Origin of the sequence: Pseudomonas sp. ef1 (assembly GCF_007293365.2) — a bacterium.
GTDB lineage: Bacteria > Pseudomonadota > Gammaproteobacteria > Pseudomonadales > Pseudomonadaceae > Aquipseudomonas > Aquipseudomonas siliginis.
In genome coordinates this window covers 4,969,503-4,990,535 of sequence record NZ_CM129815.1, presented here as the reverse complement: position 1 = coordinate 4,990,535, position 21,033 = coordinate 4,969,503, and the positions used below count along the sequence as shown (strand labels likewise).

Below are 21,033 nucleotides of genomic sequence, written 5' to 3'. Positions count from 1 at the left end.
GGCTGCCACTTTTCTCCAGCGCGTGCCGACCGCGTGCGTTGAGCGAACCGTTCCCTCAATGCGCGCGTCGGCCGGGTTCCGTGGCTTACTGTGGCACCGCAATCCACTCACTCAACGTCTGCTGATACGTGCCAGTGACCTTGCTCAAATGCAGCCACTGATCGACATACAGTTTCCAACTGATGTCATCGCGCGGCAGCAGATAAGCCTTCTCGCCGTATTGCATGTATTGATGCGGATTCACCGCGCACAAACCGGGTTTGAGTTTCTGCTGATACAGCGCTTCCGAGGCGTCGGTGATCATCACGTCGGCTTTGTTATCGAGCAGTTGCTGGAAGATCGTCACGTTGTCGTGCAGGGCCAGTTGCGCTCTGGGCAGGAAGGCGTGAACGAAAGCTTCGTTGGTGCCGCCGGCAGGTTCCACCAGGCGCACGTTGGGCTGGTTGATCTGGTCGATGGTCTGGTATTTGGACTGGTCGGCGCAGCGCACCAGCGGGATTTTGCCGTCGGTGTCGAGGGTGTTGCTGAAGAAGGCTTTTTTCTGCCGTTCGAGGGTGACCGAGATGCCGCCCATGCCAATGTCGCATTTGCCGGCCTGCATGTCGGGCATCAGGGTTTTCCAGGTGGTCTGCACCCATTGCACCTTGACGCCGAGGCTGTCGGCCAGGGAGCGGGCCATGCTGATGTCGATGCCTTCGAAGTCGCCGTCGCTGCGCTTGAAGGTGTAGGGCTTGTAGTCGCCGGTGGTGCAGACACGCAACTGGCCTTGTTGCTGAATGCTGTCGAGGTGGGAAGTGCCTGGAGCGGCGTGAGCGCCAGTCGCCAGGGTCAGCAGGCCGCCGAGGATCATCGTGCTTTTTAGTGTTGTCATTGAGATCGGGCTTCTGAAAGGGAAGGTGACCCAGTGTAGTGAAAGCCTTCCACGGGTGTCATCCCGGGTCCGGACTCAATGTGCCGAGCCACGCCACCAGCGCCACGATCAACAGGGCAAGGGCCAACTCCATTACGACACTGCGCCGCAGCGCGTTCGCGGCGATGAGGTGCTGGCCGTCGCGCAGCGATCGTTGCAGTGACGGTCCAAGATGAAAGCGGTTCAACGCAGCCAGCACCAGCATCACGGCAAACGCCAGCACCTTGATCGCCAGCAGCAGCCCGTAAGTGCCGAACAGCACTCCGTCGAGCCTTGGGCCGACGATGAAAAGATAATTCATCACGCCGGTGACCAACACCGTCAGCACGATCACAGCGCCCACCCATTCGAAGCGTTTCACTGCATCGGCGAGCAGGCGAAGGCGTGTGTCACCGATCCGCCCGCTCGCCATCAACACCAGCGCCAGCAAGGCACCCAACCACGCTCCCGCCGCAAGCAAGTGCAAGATGTCGCTGAGAAAGTGCCAGAACCGCAGCCATCCTTCGTCCATCGCGCCATGCCCGCTCCACGCCAGCGAAGCGAGGGCAATGGCGCCTGCCAACGACGCTGGCCACAGACCCGGTCGGATCACCACGATGGCCAGCGCTGTCATCCGCAGTGCCCACGCTAGGCCGACGTCCGTTTCCAACACCATCATCTGCAGGTGCGGCCACAACGCCGCGAGCTGTGTTTCGCCACTCATGGCGCGGGTCATCAGCACCAGCCCGGCCACTGACAGCAATGCCCCTGTGACTGCCATGCCACGCAATAACCGACGGAACTGCAGCAACGTGTTGAAGCTGTACAAGCCAAACAATGCCAGCCCGAACAACAGCAGCAAATCGATATACAAGGCGAACCGCAGGATGATGTTGAGCAGGTCCGCCATTGTTCACTTCACTTTGAACGTGACGTTACCGGTGATCGGGTGCGTGTCGGCGGACACCGCGCGCCACTGCACCTGATAGGTGCCGGCAGGCAGCGGGGCGAGCGGGGTGATCAGCATGGTTTTCGGATCGCTGCTGGCGCTGACTTTGGCTTTCATCGGCATCGGCGAGTGAGCCATGCCACCCATTTCGGTCATTACCAGTTTGGCCCCGGAGAATTGCGTGACCAGGTTCTCGGAAAAGTGCAGCTCGATCCTGTTCGGCGCGGGACCTTCCGCGCCTTCGGCCGGCGTTGACGAAAGCAGTTTCGGATGGGCCTGGGCGAGGGCGCTCAGGAGCAATCCGCTGGCGAATATCAGGGGCAGGGTTAATGTGCGCATGCAAGGTCTCCGATTTGTTTTTTTAGAAGAATTCAGAACCACAGCCTGACCCCGAGGACCAGGCGCGCCTCACTGCGATCCTCGTCTTCTTCGCGGGCGTAGTCGGCGGTGTTGCCGTAAGTGCGATTCCACGTCACGCCGATATAAGGCGCGAATTCGCGGCGGATTTCATAACGCAACCGCAGGCCCGCCTCGGTATTGGACAACCCTGAGCCGATGCCTCGCTGCGGATCGTTCTTACCGTAGATATTCAGTTCAGCGGTCGGCTGCAGGATCAGTCGATTGGTCAGCAGGATGTCGTAGTCGCCTTCCAGCCGTACCGAGCTCTGGCCGCCCTCGCCGAGGAAAGCCGTGGCTTCGGCCTCGAAGTTGTACAGCGCCATGCCTTGCACGCCGAACGCGGCCCAGGTTTGCGGTGCGCCGGGTTTGAAGTCCTGACGCACGCCGCTGACCACGTCCCACCATGGTGAAATCGCGTGGCCCCATAGCGCTTGAATTTCCGCGTCTTCAGTCTTGCCGTTGTTGCGCTCGCCTTCAGAGCGCAGCCACAGCCGATCGGTATCCCCGCCGATCCAGCCGGACAGATCCCAGGCCAAAGCGCTGCCGTCATCGGCGTTCTGCCATTCGAGTTTGTCGGCAAGAAAGTAACTGTTTATAACGCTGTCATGCACCTGATGACCGCCGGGGCTGGTGAACACCGCAGCGCGGTCGGCGTCGGTCACGGGCGGAATCGGCGTGCGGCTTTCGCTCGGCGCGGCGGGCTGCATCATGCCGTCGTCCACGCTTTGCATTGCCGAATGATCCATCCCGGGCATCTGGCTGTGATCCATACCGTGCATGTCGTCGGCGGCCATGGCTGAGGTGCCGGCGAGCAGCAGCGGAAACACGCTGAGTCGAGTCATGATCGGCCTCTTCATTCTTCCACCCGCACTTCGCGGAACATGCCCGTTTCCATGTGATAAAGCAGATGACAGTGATAGGCCCAGCGGCCGAGGGCGTCGGCGGTGACGCGATAGTTGCGGCGGCTGCCGGGCGGCATGTCGATGGTGTGTTTGCGCACCTGAAAGTTGCCGTCTTCGTCTTCCAGATCGCTCCACATCCCGTGAAGGTGAATCGGGTGGGTCATCATGGTGTCGTTGACCAGCACCAAGCGGATGCGCTCGCCGTATTTCAGCCGTAAAGGCTCGGCATCGGAGAATTTGATGCCGTTGAACGACCAGGCGAATTTCTCCATGTGGCCGGTCAGGTGCAGCTCTATCGTGCGGCTCGGATCGCGGCCGTCCGGGTCTTCGAAGGTGCTGCGCAGGTCGGCGTAGGTCAGCACACGGCGGCCGTTGTTGCGCAGGCCAAGGCCCGGATCGTCGAGCTTTGGCGCGGTGATCATGGCCTGCATGTCCACCAGCGGATTGTTGTTTTCACTGTCGGGATGGGCTTGCATCGGGCCTATGGTGGAGTGATCCATGGCGCTCATGTCCATGCTGCCGTGATCCATGCCGCCCATGCCCATGTCGTCCATGCTCACCAACGGACGCGGATCCAGCGCCGGCACTGCTGCCGACATGCCGGCGCGTGTGGCAAGAGTGCCACGGGCGTAACCGCTGCGATCCATTGCCTGGGCGAAAAGGGTATAGGCCTCGGCGTCAGGTTCGACGATCACGTCATAGGTCTCGGCCACGGCAATGCGCAGTTCATCGACGCTGACCGGTTTGACGTGCAGGCCATCGGCAGCCACCACCGTCATTTTCAATCCCGGAATGCGCACATCGAAATACGTCATGGCCGAGCCATTGATCAGGCGCAGACGCAGTTTTTCGCCGGGACGGAACAGCCAGGTGAAGTTGTCATCGGGTGCCTGGCCGTTGATCAAAAAGGTATACGTGGCGCCACTGACGTCGGCGATGTCGGTAGGGTTCATGTTCATTTGCGCCCACATCTTGCGATCGGCAACCGTGGCGCCCCAGCCTTTTTCACTGACGTCGTTGATAAAGTCGCCAACGGTGCGTTTGTGAAAGTTGTAGTAGTCGGACTGCTTTTTCAGGGTCTTCATCAGGCTGGCAGGGTCTTCGTCAGTCCAGTCGCTGAGCATCACCACGTAGTCGCGATCGTACTGGAAAGGCTCTGGCTCCTTGGCCTCAATGACCAGCGGCCCGTAGACGCCGGCCTGCTCCTGTAACCCGGAATGGCTGTGATACCAGTAGGTGCCGTGTTGCCGAACTTTGAATTGGTAGACGTACATGCCGCCCGGTTCGATGCCGTGGAAACTCAGACCCGGCACGCCGTCCATGTTCGCCGGCAGCAGAATGCCGTGCCAGTGAATCGAGGTGTCGGCCGCGAGCCGGTTACGCACGCGCAGCGTCACGGTATCGCCTTCGCGCCAGCGCAACAGCGGGCCGGGCAGGCTGCCGTTGATGGTCATCGCTGTGCGTGCGGAACCCGTGAAATTGACCGGAGTTTCGCCGATGAACAACTCGAATTCGTTGCCGCTCAGTTCGTTGACGGGCGCGGCGCCGTTCAGCGCCCAGACCGGTGTACGCCAGAGCCCGAGGCCACCGAGCAGGCTACCGGCGGCCAGGCCTTTGACAAAAGTGCGTCTTGTGAGAATGGAAGGCATGCGCTGGAAATCCCCGTCTGACTCATGACAGAGAGACTAGCCAGCCCCAGCTTTCAGTTGGCTGAGGCAAACATTACAGTTTTGTCAGTTGAGTCGGACGGGTTACAGCCCCAGCCCTTGCTGCACCACTTGCAGCAGATTGTTTTCCGTCAGCGCAATCGCATCCAGCTCCTGGCCGGTCTCGATAGTCTGCAACCACCAGTGACTCTCGCCATGCTCGTCAACCGTGCGCAGCAGCGACTGATCGCGCCCCGGTACCTTGATCTCGACACGTCCGCAACCGTCCTCGGTAAACCGCGCAATCGGATCGAACATCAAACTGTGATGGTTGGCTTCGATCACCAACTGGTCTATGGCGTAGTCGTGGCTTTCACCATCCGGCGAACTTTCGCAAACGTGCGTAGGATTTCGCCGAATCTTCAGTCCTACTTCGGTGACTGGTTGCAGCCAGCCCTCAATGCGGTGGTACAAGTCGTACACCTGAGCAGGCCAGCAATCGATTTCCAGCGCCGCATCAGCCTGGGTGTGCCGTGTCTGCTTGAGTCTGGCGGCGAGTTCGTCTGCTTTACTCATGTCGGTTCCCTTGTTGGATGTCTGCCTGTTCAGCGTAGACCTTTGCACGGCGCAGGGCCTTGCCTTGCGTCATGCGCTTGCAATACAAGCGTGTCGAAATCAGCACTGGCCAGGTCTGGCCAACAACGAAAACCACGGACGCAGGCGTCCCAAGGAACGGGTTAATGAAAAAGCTGTTTACAATTCTGGCGCTGATCGCGCTGACGGCCGGTAGCATCGGCACGAGTGCCGCGCGTCAGCCGGCATCGATGAAAGCGCAGGCCGAATCGGTGGCGGGGGTGTTCGACTACTACCTGCTGGCGCTGTCCTGGTCGCCGACCTTTTGTCTGACGCACAAGGACGATGCGCAGTGCACCGGCAAGGGTTACGGTTTTGTCCTGCACGGTTTGTGGCCGCAATACGCCAAGGGCGGCTGGCCGCAATCCTGTCCGCCGCTGACCAGGCTGTCGGCGGCAGAAACCAGCAAGGGCCTGACGATGTACCCGACGAAAAAACTCCTTGATCACGAATGGTCCAAGCACGGTACCTGCAGCGGTCTGGGCGCGGTGGGCTATCTGGACAAGTCCGATCAGGCCCTCGGCGCGGTGAAGATTCCGCAGGCGTTACAGCCGTTCGGCTCGACGTCGTACTACTTCGAAGCGCAAGAGATTGTCGATCTGTTTCGCAAGGCCAATCCGGGTATTCCCGAGGATGGAATTGCGGTGATTTGCAGCGGCCCGCAGCTGTCGGAAGTGCGAGTGTGCATGGACAAGGATCTGCAGTTCGGCGCGTGTGGCAAAGGGGTGAAGACTCAGTGCCGGGCGGGGGATATTCGGGTGCCGCCGGTACGGTAAGCCATCCGTAATGAGCCAGGAAAAACAGGCGCTCCCGTGAGCGCCTGTTTTTTTGGCCTGAGGATTTGGAAATGTGAATATGAATACGATCCACGCTAATGCTTCAGCGATGTTCTTGTCGCCCATCGCCCAAGGACAATCTTTCAGTACCGGAACTCAACGATCTGCTATCCCGCAAAAAAAGCATACCCTGCAAAGTCGTCATCACCGCCTACGGCTACAAAACCTACTACTCAAACACCATGAACATCCCCACCGCCGACCTGCTCCGGGAAATCAACAAACCCGAATAAGGATCCCCGGGGGGTCAGGCAAATCCCCCCGCATCCACCCCCAATTCTCCACGCAAAAACTCCACCAGCCCCCGCTGCAACCCGCTCAGCACTCCCTCGCGGCTGACCAGCGCCAGTTCCGTCGGCGCCAACTCCGGCAGATCCCTACACACCTCGTGCTCTGGCAATACCGCCGAAACCGGTAACACCGAAATCCCTAACCCAGACGCCACCGCCGCTTGAATTCCGGTCAGGCTGTGGCTGCCGAACGCCACTCGCCATGGTCGCTGCGCCACATCGAGCAGGCGAATAGCCCGCTGTCGGTACAGGCAGCCCTGCGGAAACAGTGCCAGCGGCAGCACACAGCTGGAGGTGTCGAATTCGGTGCCTTTGACCCATACCAGTCGTTCCGGCCAGGTAGCCCATGCCGGGCCGCTGTCGGGTTCGCGTTTGATCAGGGCAATGTCGATGTCGCCGGCGTCGAGGCGTTGGCGCAGGTCGAGGCTCATGCCACTGATGGTTTCCAGGCGCGCCTGCGGATGGTTGCGGGTGAAGCCGGCGAGGATCAGTGCCATGCGCCGGGCGTCGAAGTCTTCCGGCATGCCGATGCGCAGCACTTCCAGGTCGACGTCGCTGGCCAGCGCTTGCGTGGCTTCGGCGGACAGCGCCAGCAATCGGCGCGCGTAGTGGATCAGCAGTTCGCCGTGTTCGGTGACCGCGACGTTCACTCCGGTGCGGTCGCGCAGGAGTAGCGGGTGGCCGACCAGATCTTCGAGTTTGCGCACCTGCTGGCTGACCGTCGATTGGGTGCGATGCACACGTTCGGCAGCACGGGTGAAGCTGCCTTCATCGACCACGCAGACAAAGGTTTTCAGCAATTCCAGATCCAGCATGGCGGCGTTCCTGATAGTGGATTTGCGAATGACGATGGCGTGTTTATTTAATTTCACACTATCACCGCGCGCTCATAAGCTGAAGTCCTCACTCTGGAGGAATCGACCAATGACCTTGAACAACACGCCGCGCCCGCACTGGCTGACCTTCGATTGCTACGGCACGCTGATTCAGTGGGATGAAGGCCTGAAAGCCGTGGTCGAAAAAATGCTCAGCGACAAGGGCGTGCACGCCGTCGACGCCACTAAGTTGATCGAAGTCTACGACCGTCACGAGCATCGTCTGGAACAAACGCCGCCGCACCGTTCCTTTCGCGAACTCAGCACCCTCGGCCTGCAACTGGCGCTGGCAGAACTGGGCTTGCCGAGCCAGTCCGAGGACAGTCAGCGTCTGGCGGCGGCCATCCCGAACATGCCGCCATTTGCCGAAGTGGTCGACACCCTCGCGCAGCTCAAAGCCTTGGGCTTCAAGCTGTGCATCGTCTCCAACACCGACGACGACATCATCGCCGGTAACGTCGCGCAACTCGGCGGCCATATCGACCGGGTGATCACCGCGCAACAGGCCGGTGCCTACAAACCGGCGCCGCGCCTGTTCGACTACGCTCATGAGCAATTGGGCGTGACCCGGGATGAAGTGGTGCACATCTGCGCCAGCCCCATGCTCGATCACACGGCGGCGCGGGACATGGGTTTTCGTTGCGTGTGGATCGATCGCGGCACCGGGCGCCAGTTGTTGCCCGACTATCGCCCCGACGCGATCCTGTCCAGCCTCGATCAAGTGCTGCCGCTGTTCAAATCCCTCGGCTGGACCTAAGGAGGATTGCCATGGCTCATATCTTGAGCGGCACTGGCAAAGCCAGACCAAGCGCAACGCTGCACCTGGACACCGAGGCGATCATCACCGCCCGCAACGAACTCGCTGCGTGCTTTCAACTGGCCGCATTGCATGGTCTGGAGGAGGGCATCTGCAATCACTTTTCGGCGATGCTGCCGGGGCATGATGATCTGTTTCTGGTCAATCCATACGGCTACGCTTTTTCGGAAGTGACCGCGCAGAATCTGCTGGTCTGCGACTTCGCTGGCAACGTGGTCGATGGCGAAGGCGAGCCCGAAGCGACGGCGTTCTACATCCACGCGCGCCTGCACAAACAACTGCCACGGGTAAAAGTCGCCTTCCACACGCACATGCCGCACGCCACCGCGTTGTGCCTGTTGCAAGGCCCGCCGCTGCTGTGGCTGGGGCAGACTGCGCTGAAGTTTTACGGGCGCACAGCGGTGGACGAGGATTACAACGGTCTCGCACTGGACGCATCCGAAGGTGACCGCATCGCCAGCGTCATGGGCGATGCCGACATTCTCTTTCTGAAAAACCACGGGGTGATTGTCGCTGCGCCGAGCATTGCCGAAGCCTGGGACGATCTGTATTACCTGGAACGCGCCGCGCAGGTGCAGCTGCTGGCGCTGGCCACCCAGCGTGAATTGAAACCGGTGCCTCATGCGATTGCGCAGCGCGCCTATGAACAAATGCGTGAAGGCGATGCGCAAAGTGCCCGCGCGCACCTGACCAGCGCGATGCGGCGGCTGGCCCTGCACAACTGATTAACCGTAAAGAAGCAATCGTAAATAAATCGACGAAAAGCGATCATCCAAACTCGCGACGCGCCGATAACTGGGCGGGAGGCGGGCGTTTGCCCGGTACATCCCGGTGGGCTACGCTCACACATACAAGGGTTTCGGGCTCGCGCCCCTGTCGTACCTGCCCAGGACATGCTTTTGCCAATCCCCAATCACGATCCGCATCAGGCCCCCGGCACGCTCAAACGGTTGCCGCTTCGCAAAGCGGCGGTGCTGTTTATCGTTGCGGTGAGCCTGTGCCTGTGCGGTCTTCTGTACCTGCAACTGGAGCAGTCGCGCCGTCAGGATCTGGCGGTGGCGAAGATGGCTTCGGGCAACCTGACCCGGGCCATGGCGCAGCAGGCCGAAGACACTGTGCGTGCAGCGGATCTGGTGATGACCAGCCTCGTCGACTGGATTCAGGACGATGGTTACGGGGCGGTGCAGCGCCCTCGGTTGCAGCGGATCTTTGCCCGCCGCGCAGCAACTGGATCAGTTGCATGGCATCTTTCTCTTCGATCGCGAAGGGCAGTGGGTCATTACTTCGTTCGCCGATCTGCCTCGTGGCAATGGCGTGGCCGATCGCGAATATTTCAAGTTCCATCAGCAGAATGCTTCGACGGTTGCGCACATCGGCCCGGCGATTCGCAGCCGCGAAAACGGCGAGTGGATCATTCCGATTTCCAGACGCGTCAACGACCAGCTCGGCAACTTTCAGGGCGTGCTGATGGCCGGCATCCGCATGTCCTACTTCGATCAGTTCTTCAAAAGCTTCAGCCTCGATGACAGCGGCATCATGTTTCTGGCGCTGACCGACGGCACCTTGCTGGCGCGACGGCCCTTTGATGAGTCGTTGATCAACACCTCGGTGGCCCACGGCGAGATCTACCAAACCCTGCTGCCGAACGCTAACGCTGGCACCGCGATGCTCAACTCCGTGGTCGACGGCGTGACCCGCTTGTATGGCTATCGACAGCTCGCCTCGTATCCGCTGGTGGTCTCTGCGGCGACGTCGCAAGACACGATTCTGCAGGGCTGGTATGACCGCGCCTTTCAGTCCAGCGTAATTGTCGCGCTGGTGATTCTCGGGGTTGGCCTGTTCGGCTGGGTGTTCATTCATCAGGTGCGCGACGGCGAGCGTATCGAGAAAAACCTGCGCAAGGCGCAACTGGCGCTGGAGCAGATCGCCACCCACGACAGCCTGACCGGGTTGGCCAATCGGCGCTTGTTCGAGAGCTCGCTGGACATTGAATTTGCCCGTGGCGCGCGCCAGGTCAGCCCGGTCAGCCTGATCATGCTCGATATCGATTTCTTCAAGCGCTACAACGATGCTTACGGCCATGTCGCCGGCGATCAGTGTCTGGCGCAGGTTGCGCAAGTGGTGAAGGCCTGCTGCCAGCGCAAGTCGGATCTGGCGGTGCGTTACGGCGGCGAAGAATTTGCCGTGCTGCTGCCGGACACCGACATCAACGGTGCGCTGGCGATTGCCGGGCAGATTCGCCGCAGCGTGATCGACAAGCACATCATCCACAGCGGCTCGCCGACCGGTTATCTCACCGTGAGCCTGGGCTGTTATGCGTTTATTCCGCACGGCAACGACAGCCCGCAGGTGTTTATCCAGCGCGCGGACGCGGCGTTGTATGAGGCGAAAAATGCCGGGCGCAATCGCGCGGCGGTGTTTACAGCTGAAGAGGGTTTTGTCGAGCTGATGCGTTCGGATCGCTGATTCTTTCAATCAACAGACATCAGAAGTGGGAGCGAGCCTGCTCGCGAATCGGTGTGTCAGCTTGCATCAAGGTTGGCTGACAGACCGCTTTCGCGAGCAGGCTCGCTCCCACATTGGGTCCTGATGTAAGCAGGACTATCTGGGATGGCTCTTGTTCGTTCAGCTGCCCGTGCCACCGCCCGCACCACCCGTGCCGCCGCCGGCCGAGCCGGTGCCGCCACCCGCGCCGGAACCAGAACCACTGGCGCCGCCATTGGTGCCCGTGCCAGTGCCCATGCCCGAACCAGTTCCTGTCCCTGTCCCGGTTCCTGTGCCAGTTCCGTTATTGGTTCCACCCGAATTGCTGTCAACGGAAGGCGAGCCCGGGGTGCTGTCTGGCGGCATGGTCGAGCTGCTGGCGCCGCCGGACTTGGTGCCCGTCGCATCGGTGCTGTCATTGGCAGCGAAGCTGGCGGCGGACGCCGTGGCGAGCAGGCCGGCCAACAATAACGAAGTGAATTTGCGCGTCATCATGGTACGTCTCCTGATAAAGGGGATTACCTGATATTGGTCTTGCGCATCGAAACCTTGGTGCCCGTCGAGTGACGAGCGGTCAGTCGCCGCGCCAAGTGGCCTACCGTTCTTCTGCAATATTGGCTATTTGCCGAACCACCCCCGGGGACTAACGTAGCCACACATTCAATCGCTACCCCGGAGCCCACCATGCAACCTCGTGCCGATTTCTACACCGCGTCCCCTGATGCCATGAAAGCGATGATGGCGCTGGAAAATGCCGTCTCGAAACTGTCGCTGGAAAAGAGCCTGCTCGAACTGGTCAAGCTGCGCTCTTCACAGATCAACGGCTGCGCATTCTGCATCGACATGCACACCGCCGACGCGATCAAGGACGGCGAAACCCCGCGTCGTCTGTTCGCCGTGACAGCATGGCGGGAAGCGCCGTTCTTCAGCGAGCGTGAACGTGCCGCACTGCTGTGGACCGAGTCGCTGACACAACTGAGCCTGACCCACGCGCCGGACAAAGACTATGAAGTCGTCGCTGCACAGTTTTCGCCGAAGGAACTGGTTGACCTGACGGTGGCGATCAACACCATCAACGGCTGGAATCGCCTGGCAGTGGGCTTCCGCAAACTGCCGCAGGCCTAAGCTGCCCACAATCCTCTGAAGGAGCTGCGGAAGGCTGCGATAATTTGATCTTGTCTTTAAAAAGCAAAGTCAAAAGCTCGCAGCCTGCGGCAGCTCCCGCAGGCGGGGTATCAATGCCCGTACGCTCGGCGCTCTTGCGCATCAAGGGCGCCATCGCTGTGGCGATGATGAAGCAGACCGTGATCATCACCGGCCAGCATGGCGCCGGTGCCCTGGAACCGCTCAGTCATCACGGCTGCGCTTTGGCGATCGCTTGGGTGCGGCAGGCGCGTTGCTGGGCTTGATGTATGCCTGGTTGATAGGCACGGGTCTGATGGACGCCGGCCGGTTTCAGGGTTTGCGAGAAACACTGATGGTCTGTAGCGCTTGGGCGTTGGCGCTGACCATTCAGACCAGAGAACTTTGATTGCTTCAGGAGATTTTCAGTGTTGTCAATTTGATTATCAGGTGTTGACATATTCTGAAACAAGTGTGAGATTAGTCGCCGTGAGTAAGGATGTACTCATCGCTATAGATCAGACTATGAACGGCTCAAGGGATTGGCATGTTTCATCTCATCGCATTACTTATCTGTTCGCCTCCGCATGCCTTTACCGTCAAGGCAGTCAATCGTTGCTCTGTTTTTCTTCTGCGCTGTAGCAATAGTTATTCTTCAACCCTCGGCGCGGGAAAATTTCTTACCGACCGGTAATTCCGGAAAATAACCAGATCCTGGAACTCGTTCGTTTCTTTTTGGAAGCGCGCGATACGTTTTGGTAACCGGAATAAAAGAAGCGACCAACAAGTTATCGTGGGCCGCCTGCATGTCGGATGAAGTCTTTCGTCTGGTTTTTGACAAGCCTTGATTACGCTGGAACAAGGTCGTTCATATCCACCGGTACAAATAGGCAGCATCAAAAATATGAGTAAGAAAGTCACTGTGTTGCTGAGTTTGGTAGTGGCTGCGCAAACATCCGTGTCCATCGCGGATAACGCTAACGGGAAAAAACTTTATCTGCAGCGATGCGCAGTTTGCCACGGAGCAGACATCAGAGGGACAGGTCCCTTGGCGAACAAAAGCAATCCGGCGACTCCTGATCTTACTCTGCCAGGTTTCAGAAAAAGACTTGATGAATATCCGGGGGTTATCGTTTCGTCGGTGATACTTCGGCCCAGCGGGAATTTGATCCCGAAAACATTGCGAGAAAACGGCGTAAAGATACCGCCACATGCGTGGAGTATTAACGACCTTCGTGATTTGCATCAGTACATGAGTAGTGTGATTTTCAGGAAGAACTGATTTCGACATGGATGGCGAAGGCAGCGTCCCGGCCATTTGAATTGTTTTTGCTTTAAGCCTTATTACTCAGAGGGACAACCCCATGCGGACAAAGGTTGCAATCGTTGGAGCAGGGCCGGCTGGATTAATGTTGGGGCAACTGCTTTCGCAGATGAACATCAGCAATATCATTGTTGAAAGCCGATCCAGGGAATGACCTCGGCCGATTGGCTCGCGTCGGTAGTGTGCAGGTGACGCAGTTGCTGAACGTGGAATATTTCTCCCATGTCATGCACATCGTCTCAACCGTGACCGGGCAGGTGCCGGACCACGTGACCGGGCTGGACCTGCTCAAAAGCATTTTCCCCGCAGGCACGCTTAGCGGGGCCTCGAAGGTGCGGGCGCTGGAGATCATTGCCGAACTGGAACCGCATTCTCGCGGGGTGTACGGCGGCGCGATCGGTTATCTCGACTGGAGCGGCCGTGCCGACCTGGCGATCGCCATTCGAACCGCACTGCTGCAAGACGCCCGTCTCTACGTTCAGGCCGGCGCCGGCGTGGTGCAGGATTCGGTAGCCGATCGTGAGTGGCAGGAAACGCTGGAGAAAAGCCAGTTGGTGCGGGTCGCCGCCGGCCGCTGTCAATCGATCGCCCAACGCCAGGAATTGCCATATGCACTTAATGATCGATAACTACGACTCCTTCACCTACAACATCGTGCAGTACCTGGGCATGCTCGGGGCTGAGGTTGAAGTGCGTCGTAATGACGAAATGACCTTGGCTGACATCGAAGCGCTGGCGCCAGAGTCTTTGATTGTCTCGCCTGGGCCGTGCTCTCCAACAGAAGCGGGCATTTCCCTTGCGGCCATCCATCATTTCGCAAGCCGTTTGCCGATATTGGGCATCTGTCTGGGGCATCAATGCGTTACCGCTGCTTTCGGCGGCGAGGTGCGCAGGGCGAGGCAGGTGCTGCACGGCAAGGTTTCCCGTATCAGTCACGACAGTCGTGACCTGTTCGACGGCTTGCCTGACGGCTTGCAAGTCGCGCGGTACCACTCTCTGGTGGCGGGTGTCTTGCCCGGCGAATTGGTGGCTACTGCGCACGTGCTGGATGACGACGGCATGCCGGGTGAGATCATGGCGCTTCGGCACCGAGACCTGCCGATCTATGGCGTGCAGTTTCACCCGGAGTCATTGATGACGCCGCAAGGTCTGGCGATGTTGGCAAACTACCTGCAACTGGTTGAGCGAACCCGGCTGACCAGGTACGCGCCCTGAGCGCTCTGTTCGAGGAATCGATTGCCTCGCCTTAATAGGAAGCATTACTATTCGCGCCTCTTTCCTCAGCGCGTCGCCAACCCCCATGCGTCCCCGCAGACCCGGCTTTTTCGAGCATTACGAAGAGTTGATCGGCACCTGGACTCGTCGCCTGCGCAATCGCGCGCAGGCCGAGGATCTGGCGCACGACACCTTTGTGCGGGTGCTCGAGGCGGATTCGGCGGCGGTGCAGCAGCCGCGTGCGTATTTGCACCAGACCGCGCGCAATATCGCCGTTGATGGTTATCGGCGTGAGGACCGGCGGGGCGTCATGGAGTCGGAGGCGGTCGATGACAGTGCATCGTCGGCGGGCGATCCGGAGCATTACATGCACGCGATCCAGTTGGCCGACTCCATCGAACGCGCGCTCACCGAGCTGCCGCTCAACTGCCGCAAGATCTTTGTCTGGCAGAAGATCGAAGGCCTGACGCAGGCAGAAATCGCCGAACGCCTGGGGCTGTCCAAGAACATGGTCGAAAAGTATATGATCCGCACCCTGCGCCATCTGCGTGAGCGGCTGGATGGCTTGCAGTCATGATGACGAGTGACGTCGAAAAGATCGCAGCCTTCGGCAGCTCCTACAGGGGGGCGTGCCTGGTCTCAACCTCAGCCGGACAGAATATTCCATGATGGAGACGAGAGATTGCGCCTGTGGGCAAGCGGCGGTGCGTGACGAGGCGGCGGCATGGTTCGTGCGTTTGCAGGAACCGAATGTCAGCGTCGAGCAACAGCAGCGCTTCGACGCCTGGCTGAACGCGCATCCGCAGCACCGTGCAGAATTCCGCCTGCTCCAGGACTTGTGGGCGGCTGCTGATCTGCTGCCGACGTCGCGTCTGCAGGCGCTTGCCGAAACTCCGCCAGCTCGCCGCCAACGCCGGCCGTTGTTGCGTTATGCCGTGGCCGCGAGTGTTCTGGCCGTTGCGCTGGGGCTTGGCCTGTTCAGCGGGCTGAATCATCCGGGCGGTTACCGCGCTGAATTCGCCACGGCGCCGGGCGAGCGCAAACATGTGGCGTTGCCGGACGGTTCGCTGATCGATCTGAACAGTCGCAGCCGCTTGCAGGTGCGTTATGAGCAGGATCGACGGGTTATCGAATTGAGCGCGGGCGAGGCGATGTTCAGCGTTGAACACGACGCCTCGCGTCCGTTTATTGTCGAAGCCGGCAGCGGCAAGGTCACAGTCACCGGTACGCGTTTCGATGTGCGCCGCGATGCCACGCAAACCCGCGTGGCGGTGGAGCAGGGCACGGTGAAGGTGCAGGGAAGTGCTGCCCCGGACAACGAGTTCATCAACCTCACCGCAGGCCTCGGCACTGCGGTCGATGCCCAAGGCCAAGTGCTGCCGGCTTACGCGGTCAACCCGGCGCAGCTGACCGCATGGCGCAACGGCAAACTGGTGTTCAACAACGCCAGCCTCGGCGAAGTAGCGGCGGAAGTATCGCGCTATCGCGACAAACCCCTGACCGTAACCCAGCCGAACGTGGCCAGCCTGCGCCTGACCAGCGTGTTCAAATCCGACGACACCGACGCCTTGCTCAAAGCCTTGCCGAGCATCCTGCCGGTGACGGTGCGCACCCTTGCCGATGGCAGTCAGGAAATAATTTCCAGATAGCATTCAGGTTTTTTCCCCGTTCATCGTCTTCCTGTTCAACTGCAACTGGTTTGCATTAACAGCCGCACACTCTTGCGATCCACAGGACTCCGTACGACGTGAACATCACCACAACCCACAATAAAAAATCCCCTTGGTTGCCACTGGCTCTCGCGCTGGCAGTCAGCGCCGCGATGCCGTTGGCGTTTGCCGCTGAAGCCATTCATATCCGCGCGCAACCGCTGGGCCAGGCGTTGAGCGAACTGGGCCAGCAAACCTCGCTGCAGGTGTTTTTCAGCCCCGAGCTGGTGGCCGGCAAACAAGCTCCAGCGGTAGACGGCGACCTTTCGCCAGAGCAGGCGCTGCGGCAGTTGCTGCAAGGCAGCGGTCTCGATTATCAGATCAATGAAGGCTCGGTGACGCTCGCCCCGGCCGCCACTTCCGCAGCCAGCAACGGCCCGCTGGAACTGGGTGTGACCGACATCAAAGTGGTCGGCGACTGGCTCGGTGACGCGGACGCTGCGGTGGTGCAGGACCACCCCGGCGCACGTACGGTGATTCGCCGCGAAGCGATGGTCGAGCAGGGCGCGATGAACGTCAGCGACGTGCTCAAACGCGTGCCCGGTGTACAGGTGCAGGACTCCAATGGCACCGGCGGCAGTGATATTTCCCTCAACGTCGGCGTACGCGGTTTGACTTCGCGCCTGTCTCCACGCTCGACCGTGCTGATCGACGGCGTACCTGCCGCGTTTGCTCCGTACGGCCAGCCGCAACTGTCGATGGCGCCGATTTCCTCGGGCAACCTCGACAGCATCGACGTCGTGCGTGGCGCCGGTTCCGTGCGCTACGGGCCGCAGAACGTCGGCGGCGTGATCAACTTCGTGACCCGCGCGATTCCGGAGAAAACCACCGGCGAAATCGGCACCACTCTGGAAACCACGCAGTACGGCGGCTGGAAACACATCGACACCGCATTCCTTGGCGGCACCGCCGACAACGGCATGGGCGTCGCGCTGCTGTACTCCGGCGTCAACGGCCACGGCTATCGCGAGCGCAACAACGGCAACGACATCGACGACGTGCTGCTCAAGACGCATTGGGCGCCGACCGATCAGGACGATTTCAGCCTCAACTTCCACTACTACGACGCCAGTGCCGACATGCCGGGTGGCCTGACGCAGCGTCAGTACGACGACAAACCGTACGAGTCGGTGCGTGATTACGACCAGTTCACAGGCCGGCGCAAAGACGTGTCGTTCAAGTGGATCCGCCAGATCGACGAGCGCACCCAGGCAGAAATTCTCACCTATTACACCGACAGCTTTCGCGGCAGTACCATCGCCGCGCGCGATCAGCGCACCCTCAGCTCGTACCCGCGTTCCTACTACACCTTGGGCATCGAACCGCGCGTGTCGCGGGTGTTCGATGTCGGCCCGACCACTCAGGAAGTCAGCGTCGGTTATCGCTATCTGAAAGAGGCCATGCACGAAGAATCGAGTCGTCTGGCGCTGGTCAACAATCAGCCAGTGGTCACGCCGACTTCCGACGGCCATGTGTTCCAGGATCGCACCGGTGGCACCGAGGCCAATTCGGTGTATGTCGACAACAAGATCGACGTCGGCAACTGGACCATCACCCCGGGCATTCGCTTCGAACACATCAGCACCGACTGGCATGACCGCGCCGTGCTCGACACCGCTGGCCGCCCGGTACCGGAGAAAAACCGCAGCATCGAAAGCAATGAGCCGCTGCCGGCGCTGAGCGTGATGTATCACCTGTCCGATGCCTGGAAGCTGTTCGCCAATTACGAAACCTCGTTCGGCAGCCTGCAATATTTCCAGCTCGGCCAGGGCGGTTCGGGTGACAGCACCGCCAACGGTCTGGAGCCGGAAAAGGCCAAGACCTACGAGATCGGCACGCGTTACAACGATGATGTCTGGGGCGGCGAGGTGACGCTGTTCTACATCGACTTCGATGACGAACTGCAATACATCAGCAACGACGTCGGCTGGACCAACCTCGGCGCGACCAAGCACCAGGGCATCGAAGCCTCGGCGCACTACGACATGGCCGCCCTCGATCCGCGCCTCGATGGTTTGACCGCCAACGCCGGTTTCACCTACACCCGCGCCACCTATGAAGGCGAGATCCCCGGCTTCAAGGGCCGCGATCTGCCGTTCTATTCGCGGCAGGTTGCGACGGTCGGTTTGCGTTACGACATCAATCGCTGGACGTACAACATCGATGGCTTCGCCCAATCGAAACAGCGCTCGCCGGGCACCGGTGTGAATGCGGATGGCAGCTTCAACGGCAACTACATCACCGAAGGCACAGCAGACGGGCAGTACGGTGACATTCCAGGGTACGTGACCTGGAACGTGCGCGGCGGCTATGACTTTGGTCCGCAGGTGTCGAACCTCAAGCTCGGTGCCGGGGTGAAGAACGTCTTCGACAAGCAATACTTCACCCGCTCCAGCGACAACAACTCGGGGATGTATGTCGGCGCACCGCGCACGTTCTTCGTGCAGGCCAGCGTAGGCTTCTGATAGAGCGCGGTGCCTTCTTCGCGAGCAGGCTCGCTCCCACATGGACCACTGAAACCCTGTGGGAGCGAGCCTGCTCGCGAAGCTTTCAGACCTTCAGGACTTTGCCGCCGATCGCCACAGCCACCAGCAATACCGCCATCAGTCCAAAGGCAAAACTCAGGCTGCTGGCATGGGCGACAAAACCGATCACTGCCGGCCCGGCGAGAATCCCTGCATAACCCAGCGTGGTAATCGCCGGCACCGCGATGCTCTCCGGCATCACCGTCTGCTTGCCCACCGCCGTGTACAGCACCGGCACGATGTTCGAGCAACCGGCGCCGACCAGCGCATACCCGACCAGCGCCGCTTGCCAGCTCGGCGCGAAGGTGGCGAGAAACAGTCCCGCCGCCGCCAACAGACCGCCGAACAGAATGATCCGCGTAGCCCCCAGCTTGCGCACGATGCGGTCACCCAGCAGACGACCAACTGTCATGGTCAGGGCAAACGCTGCGTAACCCATTCCCGCATAAGCCGTGTCGATCCCCCGTTCCTGAGCGAGGAACACTGCGCTCCAGTCCAGCGCCGCGCCTTCGGTAAGGAAAACGATGAAGCACATGCCGCCGATAAACAGCACGATGCCATGGGGAATGGCGAACGCCGGGCCGGAGCTTTCGCTGCCGTAGGGCAACATGTGCGGCACGCACTTGAGCAAGGCGCCGATCAGCAACACGACGACGACCAGCATCGCTGCCAGCGGTGTCAGCCCGAGGCCGAGCAGGGCGCTGACACCCGCCGCACCGACGATGCCGCCGAGGCTGAACAGGCCGTGGAACCCCGACATCATGTGCTTGCCGCTGGCGCGCTCGACGATCACTGCTTGCAGGTTCACCGTCGAATCCACCGTGCCGAGACCGGCGCCGAACATGAACAATGTGGCGATCAGCGCCGGGATCGACGACACCGTCGCCAGCAACGGCAGTGCCGCGCAGATCAGCAAGGTGCCGGCGGTGGCCACACGTCGGCAACCAAAACGTGTGGCAAGAATCCCCGCCAGCGGCATCGCCAGAATCGAGCCTACGCCCAGGCACAGCAGCAATAACCCCAGCGTGCCCTCATCCAGCCCGGCCCGCGCCTTGGCATACGGCACCAGCGGCGCCCAGGCGGCGATGCCGAGGCCAGCAATGAAAAAAGCGACGCGGGTGGACATCTGTTGCAGACGTCCGGGGACGAACGTGTCTTGGGGGTTGAGGCTGGTCATATCGATCCTTGGCAAAAAAACAACTGCATCCCGAGTGACATTCTGACGGCGTTGAGGTTCGATCTCAGGCCTTTCGGGGCATAACGGTGAACATCCTACCCTGTGGGAGCGAGCCTGCTCGCGAAAGCGGTGGGTCAAATAAGGAATTGTGGACTGACGCACCGCCTTCGCGAGCAGGCTCGCTCCCACACTGGTTTGCGGTTTACAGTCGGATTTTCGCCAGCATGGAATATGGGAACAAGGCATGACGAGCTTCTACGACGCACGCGGCAATATCTACGCCGTGGTCTCTCCCCAAGCCTTGCGCGAGGCCGGAATCGCGTTGCCGACAAGCGCCGACGCCTGCGCCGCATCTCGGCAGCACTGGAGCGAAGCCGCTATCGCCCTGTGCTGCGATTGGCCCGACGGCCAGCGCCCGGCCAACAGCAAGCCTCACCGCAGTGACGGCCTGCTGATCGGCCCGTTCCAGGCATCTGCGCCGTTCGATGTGCTGATCGTCAACACCGACGGCAGCCTCGCCGAGCGCAGCGGTAACGGTCTGACGATTTTTTCTCAGGCATTGACCGAGCAAGGCTTGATGCCGGAGCAGCGCGCCATGCTGCGCGTTCATCATGACAAAGGCGAGGCGCTGGAAACCTCGGTGAGACCCGCCGAGGTCGAAGGCGTGCGCGGTTTCTGGCTCGACCTCGGCCGGCCCAAATTTGGCCCGGAGGTTGTGGGTGCGCATACGGTTGAAAGCGTTCAGTTCAACAATCGCGACGTCAGCCATGTCCAGCTCCTGGCACAACTCGATCCTGACTGGGAGCACAGCCAGTTCGTACGCATCGGCAATCCGCATTGCGTGACGCTGCTAAGCGATCCGGCCATGTTGCCGAGTAACGAGCAGATGCTTGAATCACCGCTGAACGAAAGGCTGACGGCAATTGCCTATGCCATGCCTACCGGTGCCGGCAATCCCTGCCCGGCGGGCGTCAATCTGCAATGGGCCGCGCTGGCGTCGCCGCAGCAAATTATCGCCCGGGTATTCGAACGTGGTGAGGGACCGACCGCGTCATCCGGCACCAGCGCCAGTGCGGTCGCGTGTGCCGCGTGGCGGGTGGGTTGGGTCGAGGCGGGAGAAGTGCGGGTGGTCATGCCGGGTGGCACCGCACCGGTTTTGCTTGAGGTTTCGGAAGGGGAGTTGCTGCGCGTCAGATTGTTTGGCACGGCGCGGTTGATGGATTGATTCGGCCGACGCTATC

21 protein-coding genes and 2 pseudogenes are annotated in these 21,033 nt (G+C 60.5%); 14 read left to right on the top strand and 9 right to left on the bottom strand.

Annotation, left to right across the window (positions count from 1 at the left end; all coding sequences use genetic code 11):
* Positions 1-85: 85 nt before the first annotated feature.
* From FEE99_RS22740 to FEE99_RS22715, 6 genes are all read right to left on the bottom strand, one after another.
* Complete coding sequence (locus FEE99_RS22740) at positions 86-871, bottom strand: transporter substrate-binding domain-containing protein (RefSeq protein WP_041477274.1); 786 nt, start codon at positions 869-871, stop codon at positions 86-88.
* A gap of 58 nt (positions 872-929) precedes the next feature.
* Positions 930-1,799: a copper homeostasis membrane protein CopD gene (gene copD / locus FEE99_RS22735; protein WP_041477273.1), complete on the bottom strand. Its 870-nt coding sequence runs from the start codon at positions 1,797-1,799 to the stop codon at positions 930-932.
* A 3-nt stretch (positions 1,800-1,802) separates the two neighbouring features.
* Positions 1,803-2,177: a copper homeostasis periplasmic binding protein CopC gene (gene copC / locus FEE99_RS22730; RefSeq protein ID WP_041477271.1), complete on the bottom strand. Its 375-nt coding sequence runs from the start codon at positions 2,175-2,177 to the stop codon at positions 1,803-1,805.
* 32 nt (positions 2,178-2,209) lie between these two features.
* A complete protein-coding gene (locus tag FEE99_RS22725; RefSeq protein WP_064361265.1) occupies positions 2,210-3,079 on the bottom strand; it encodes a copper resistance protein B in 870 nt (289 codons plus the stop codon).
* A gap of 11 nt (positions 3,080-3,090) precedes the next feature.
* Positions 3,091-4,788 (bottom strand): copper resistance system multicopper oxidase, encoded by a 1,698-nt coding sequence (locus FEE99_RS22720; RefSeq protein ID WP_041477270.1) that lies wholly within the window; start codon positions 4,786-4,788, stop codon positions 3,091-3,093.
* Positions 4,789-4,890: 102 nt separating this feature from the next.
* The gene (locus FEE99_RS22715) at positions 4,891-5,361 is read right to left on the bottom strand and encodes a hypothetical protein (protein WP_041477268.1); all 471 of its coding nucleotides are present in this window, start codon (positions 5,359-5,361) and stop codon (positions 4,891-4,893) included.
* 164 nt (positions 5,362-5,525) lie between these two features.
* On the opposite strand from FEE99_RS22715, the gene FEE99_RS22710 reads away from it, so the two are divergent.
* Complete coding sequence (locus FEE99_RS22710; protein WP_041477266.1) at positions 5,526-6,194, top strand: ribonuclease T2 family protein; 669 nt, start codon at positions 5,526-5,528, stop codon at positions 6,192-6,194.
* Between the two features lie 307 nt (positions 6,195-6,501).
* Here FEE99_RS22710 and FEE99_RS22705 read toward each other — a convergent pair whose 3' ends face one another.
* Positions 6,502-7,359 (bottom strand): LysR family transcriptional regulator, encoded by an 858-nt coding sequence (locus FEE99_RS22705; protein ID WP_041477263.1) that lies wholly within the window; start codon positions 7,357-7,359, stop codon positions 6,502-6,504.
* Between the two features lie 109 nt (positions 7,360-7,468).
* Between FEE99_RS22705 and FEE99_RS22700 the strand changes: the two genes are divergently transcribed.
* From FEE99_RS22700 to FEE99_RS22690, 3 genes and pseudogenes are all read left to right on the top strand, one after another.
* The gene (locus tag FEE99_RS22700; protein ID WP_041477261.1) at positions 7,469-8,176 is read left to right on the top strand and encodes a haloacid dehalogenase type II; all 708 of its coding nucleotides are present in this window, start codon (positions 7,469-7,471) and stop codon (positions 8,174-8,176) included.
* A gap of 11 nt (positions 8,177-8,187) precedes the next feature.
* Entirely contained in the window at positions 8,188-8,961 is a 774-nt protein-coding gene (locus FEE99_RS22695) for an aldolase (RefSeq protein ID WP_041477259.1), read from the top strand.
* A 174-nt stretch (positions 8,962-9,135) separates the two neighbouring features.
* Positions 9,136-10,702 (top strand): annotated as a pseudogene (locus FEE99_RS22690) (sensor domain-containing diguanylate cyclase).
* A 159-nt stretch (positions 10,703-10,861) separates the two neighbouring features.
* On the opposite strand, the gene FEE99_RS22685 reads toward FEE99_RS22690, so the two are convergent.
* Complete coding sequence (locus FEE99_RS22685; RefSeq protein ID WP_041477257.1) at positions 10,862-11,215, bottom strand: hypothetical protein; 354 nt, start codon at positions 11,213-11,215, stop codon at positions 10,862-10,864.
* Between the two features lie 189 nt (positions 11,216-11,404).
* On the opposite strand from FEE99_RS22685, the gene FEE99_RS22680 reads away from it, so the two are divergent.
* From FEE99_RS22680 to FEE99_RS22640, 9 genes and pseudogenes are all read left to right on the top strand, one after another.
* Positions 11,405-11,845, top strand: coding sequence for a carboxymuconolactone decarboxylase family protein (locus tag FEE99_RS22680; protein WP_041477255.1), 441 nt, complete (start codon positions 11,405-11,407; stop codon positions 11,843-11,845).
* Positions 11,846-11,958: 113 nt separating this feature from the next.
* A complete protein-coding gene (locus tag FEE99_RS22675; protein ID WP_156115288.1) occupies positions 11,959-12,129 on the top strand; it encodes a hypothetical protein in 171 nt (56 codons plus the stop codon).
* A 617-nt stretch (positions 12,130-12,746) separates the two neighbouring features.
* Entirely contained in the window at positions 12,747-13,124 is a 378-nt protein-coding gene (locus FEE99_RS22670) for a c-type cytochrome (RefSeq protein WP_081932391.1), read from the top strand.
* Between the two features lie 82 nt (positions 13,125-13,206).
* A pseudogene (locus FEE99_RS22665) lies at positions 13,207-13,317 on the top strand (FAD-dependent monooxygenase); the annotation flags it as partial.
* Between the two features lie 31 nt (positions 13,318-13,348).
* Complete coding sequence (locus FEE99_RS22660) at positions 13,349-13,795, top strand: chorismate-binding protein (RefSeq protein ID WP_041477253.1); 447 nt, start codon at positions 13,349-13,351, stop codon at positions 13,793-13,795.
* A complete protein-coding gene (locus tag FEE99_RS22655) occupies positions 13,776-14,381 on the top strand; it encodes an anthranilate synthase component II (RefSeq protein WP_041477251.1) in 606 nt (201 codons plus the stop codon). The genes FEE99_RS22660 and FEE99_RS22655 overlap by 20 nt, the downstream gene beginning before the upstream one ends.
* Positions 14,382-14,466: 85 nt before the next feature.
* The gene (locus FEE99_RS22650; protein WP_041477249.1) at positions 14,467-14,958 is read left to right on the top strand and encodes a sigma-70 family RNA polymerase sigma factor; all 492 of its coding nucleotides are present in this window, start codon (positions 14,467-14,469) and stop codon (positions 14,956-14,958) included.
* An 88-nt stretch (positions 14,959-15,046) separates the two neighbouring features.
* Positions 15,047-16,030 (top strand): FecR family protein, encoded by a 984-nt coding sequence (locus tag FEE99_RS22645; protein WP_041477248.1) that lies wholly within the window; start codon positions 15,047-15,049, stop codon positions 16,028-16,030.
* A 98-nt stretch (positions 16,031-16,128) separates the two neighbouring features.
* Positions 16,129-18,555 carry a TonB-dependent siderophore receptor gene (locus FEE99_RS22640; RefSeq protein WP_041477247.1) on the top strand — a complete coding sequence of 809 codons (2,427 nt, stop codon included), beginning with the start codon at positions 16,129-16,131 and terminating at the stop codon, positions 18,553-18,555.
* Positions 18,556-18,640: 85 nt separating this feature from the next.
* On the opposite strand, the gene FEE99_RS22635 is transcribed toward FEE99_RS22640, so the two are convergent.
* A complete protein-coding gene (locus FEE99_RS22635) occupies positions 18,641-19,792 on the bottom strand; it encodes an MFS transporter (RefSeq protein ID WP_041477246.1) in 1,152 nt (383 codons plus the stop codon).
* Between the two features lie 244 nt (positions 19,793-20,036).
* Here FEE99_RS22635 and FEE99_RS22630 point away from each other — a divergent pair, with 244 nt between their 5' ends.
* Positions 20,037-21,017 (top strand): DeoR family transcriptional regulator, encoded by a 981-nt coding sequence (locus tag FEE99_RS22630; protein WP_041477243.1) that lies wholly within the window; start codon positions 20,037-20,039, stop codon positions 21,015-21,017.
* Positions 21,018-21,033: the final 16 nt, after the last annotated feature.

What these genes read in the sequence shown, in the direction of transcription:
- FEE99_RS22715 (WP_041477268.1), bottom strand. Translation starts at nt 5,361, where the DNA reads ATGAGTAAAGCAGACGAACTCGCCGCCAGACTCAAGCAGACACGGCAC.
- FEE99_RS22700 (WP_041477261.1), top strand. Translation starts at nt 7,469, where the DNA reads ATGACCTTGAACAACACGCCGCGCCCGCACTGGCTGACCTTCGATTGC.
- FEE99_RS22650 (WP_041477249.1), top strand. Translation starts at nt 14,467, where the DNA reads ATGCGTCCCCGCAGACCCGGCTTTTTCGAGCATTACGAAGAGTTGATC.
- FEE99_RS22705 (WP_041477263.1), bottom strand. Translation starts at nt 7,359, where the DNA reads ATGCTGGATCTGGAATTGCTGAAAACCTTTGTCTGCGTGGTCGATGAA.
- FEE99_RS22675 (WP_156115288.1), top strand. Translation starts at nt 11,959, where the DNA reads ATGCCCGTACGCTCGGCGCTCTTGCGCATCAAGGGCGCCATCGCTGTG.
- FEE99_RS22725 (WP_064361265.1), bottom strand. Translation starts at nt 3,079, where the DNA reads ATGACTCGACTCAGCGTGTTTCCGCTGCTGCTCGCCGGCACCTCAGCC.
- FEE99_RS22710 (WP_041477266.1), top strand. Translation starts at nt 5,526, where the DNA reads ATGAAAAAGCTGTTTACAATTCTGGCGCTGATCGCGCTGACGGCCGGT.
- FEE99_RS22670 (WP_081932391.1), top strand. Translation starts at nt 12,747, where the DNA reads ATGAGTAAGAAAGTCACTGTGTTGCTGAGTTTGGTAGTGGCTGCGCAA.
- FEE99_RS22645 (WP_041477248.1), top strand. Translation starts at nt 15,047, where the DNA reads ATGATGGAGACGAGAGATTGCGCCTGTGGGCAAGCGGCGGTGCGTGAC.
- FEE99_RS22630 (WP_041477243.1), top strand. Translation starts at nt 20,037, where the DNA reads ATGACGAGCTTCTACGACGCACGCGGCAATATCTACGCCGTGGTCTCT.
- copD (WP_041477273.1), bottom strand. Translation starts at nt 1,799, where the DNA reads ATGGCGGACCTGCTCAACATCATCCTGCGGTTCGCCTTGTATATCGAT.
- FEE99_RS22680 (WP_041477255.1), top strand. Translation starts at nt 11,405, where the DNA reads ATGCAACCTCGTGCCGATTTCTACACCGCGTCCCCTGATGCCATGAAA.
- FEE99_RS22685 (WP_041477257.1), bottom strand. Translation starts at nt 11,215, where the DNA reads ATGATGACGCGCAAATTCACTTCGTTATTGTTGGCCGGCCTGCTCGCC.
- FEE99_RS22655 (WP_041477251.1), top strand. Translation starts at nt 13,776, where the DNA reads ATGCACTTAATGATCGATAACTACGACTCCTTCACCTACAACATCGTG.
- FEE99_RS22740 (WP_041477274.1), bottom strand. Translation starts at nt 871, where the DNA reads ATGACAACACTAAAAAGCACGATGATCCTCGGCGGCCTGCTGACCCTG.
- FEE99_RS22695 (WP_041477259.1), top strand. Translation starts at nt 8,188, where the DNA reads ATGGCTCATATCTTGAGCGGCACTGGCAAAGCCAGACCAAGCGCAACG.
- copC (WP_041477271.1), bottom strand. Translation starts at nt 2,177, where the DNA reads ATGCGCACATTAACCCTGCCCCTGATATTCGCCAGCGGATTGCTCCTG.
- FEE99_RS22720 (WP_041477270.1), bottom strand. Translation starts at nt 4,788, where the DNA reads ATGCCTTCCATTCTCACAAGACGCACTTTTGTCAAAGGCCTGGCCGCC.
- FEE99_RS22635 (WP_041477246.1), bottom strand. Translation starts at nt 19,792, where the DNA reads ATGACCAGCCTCAACCCCCAAGACACGTTCGTCCCCGGACGTCTGCAA.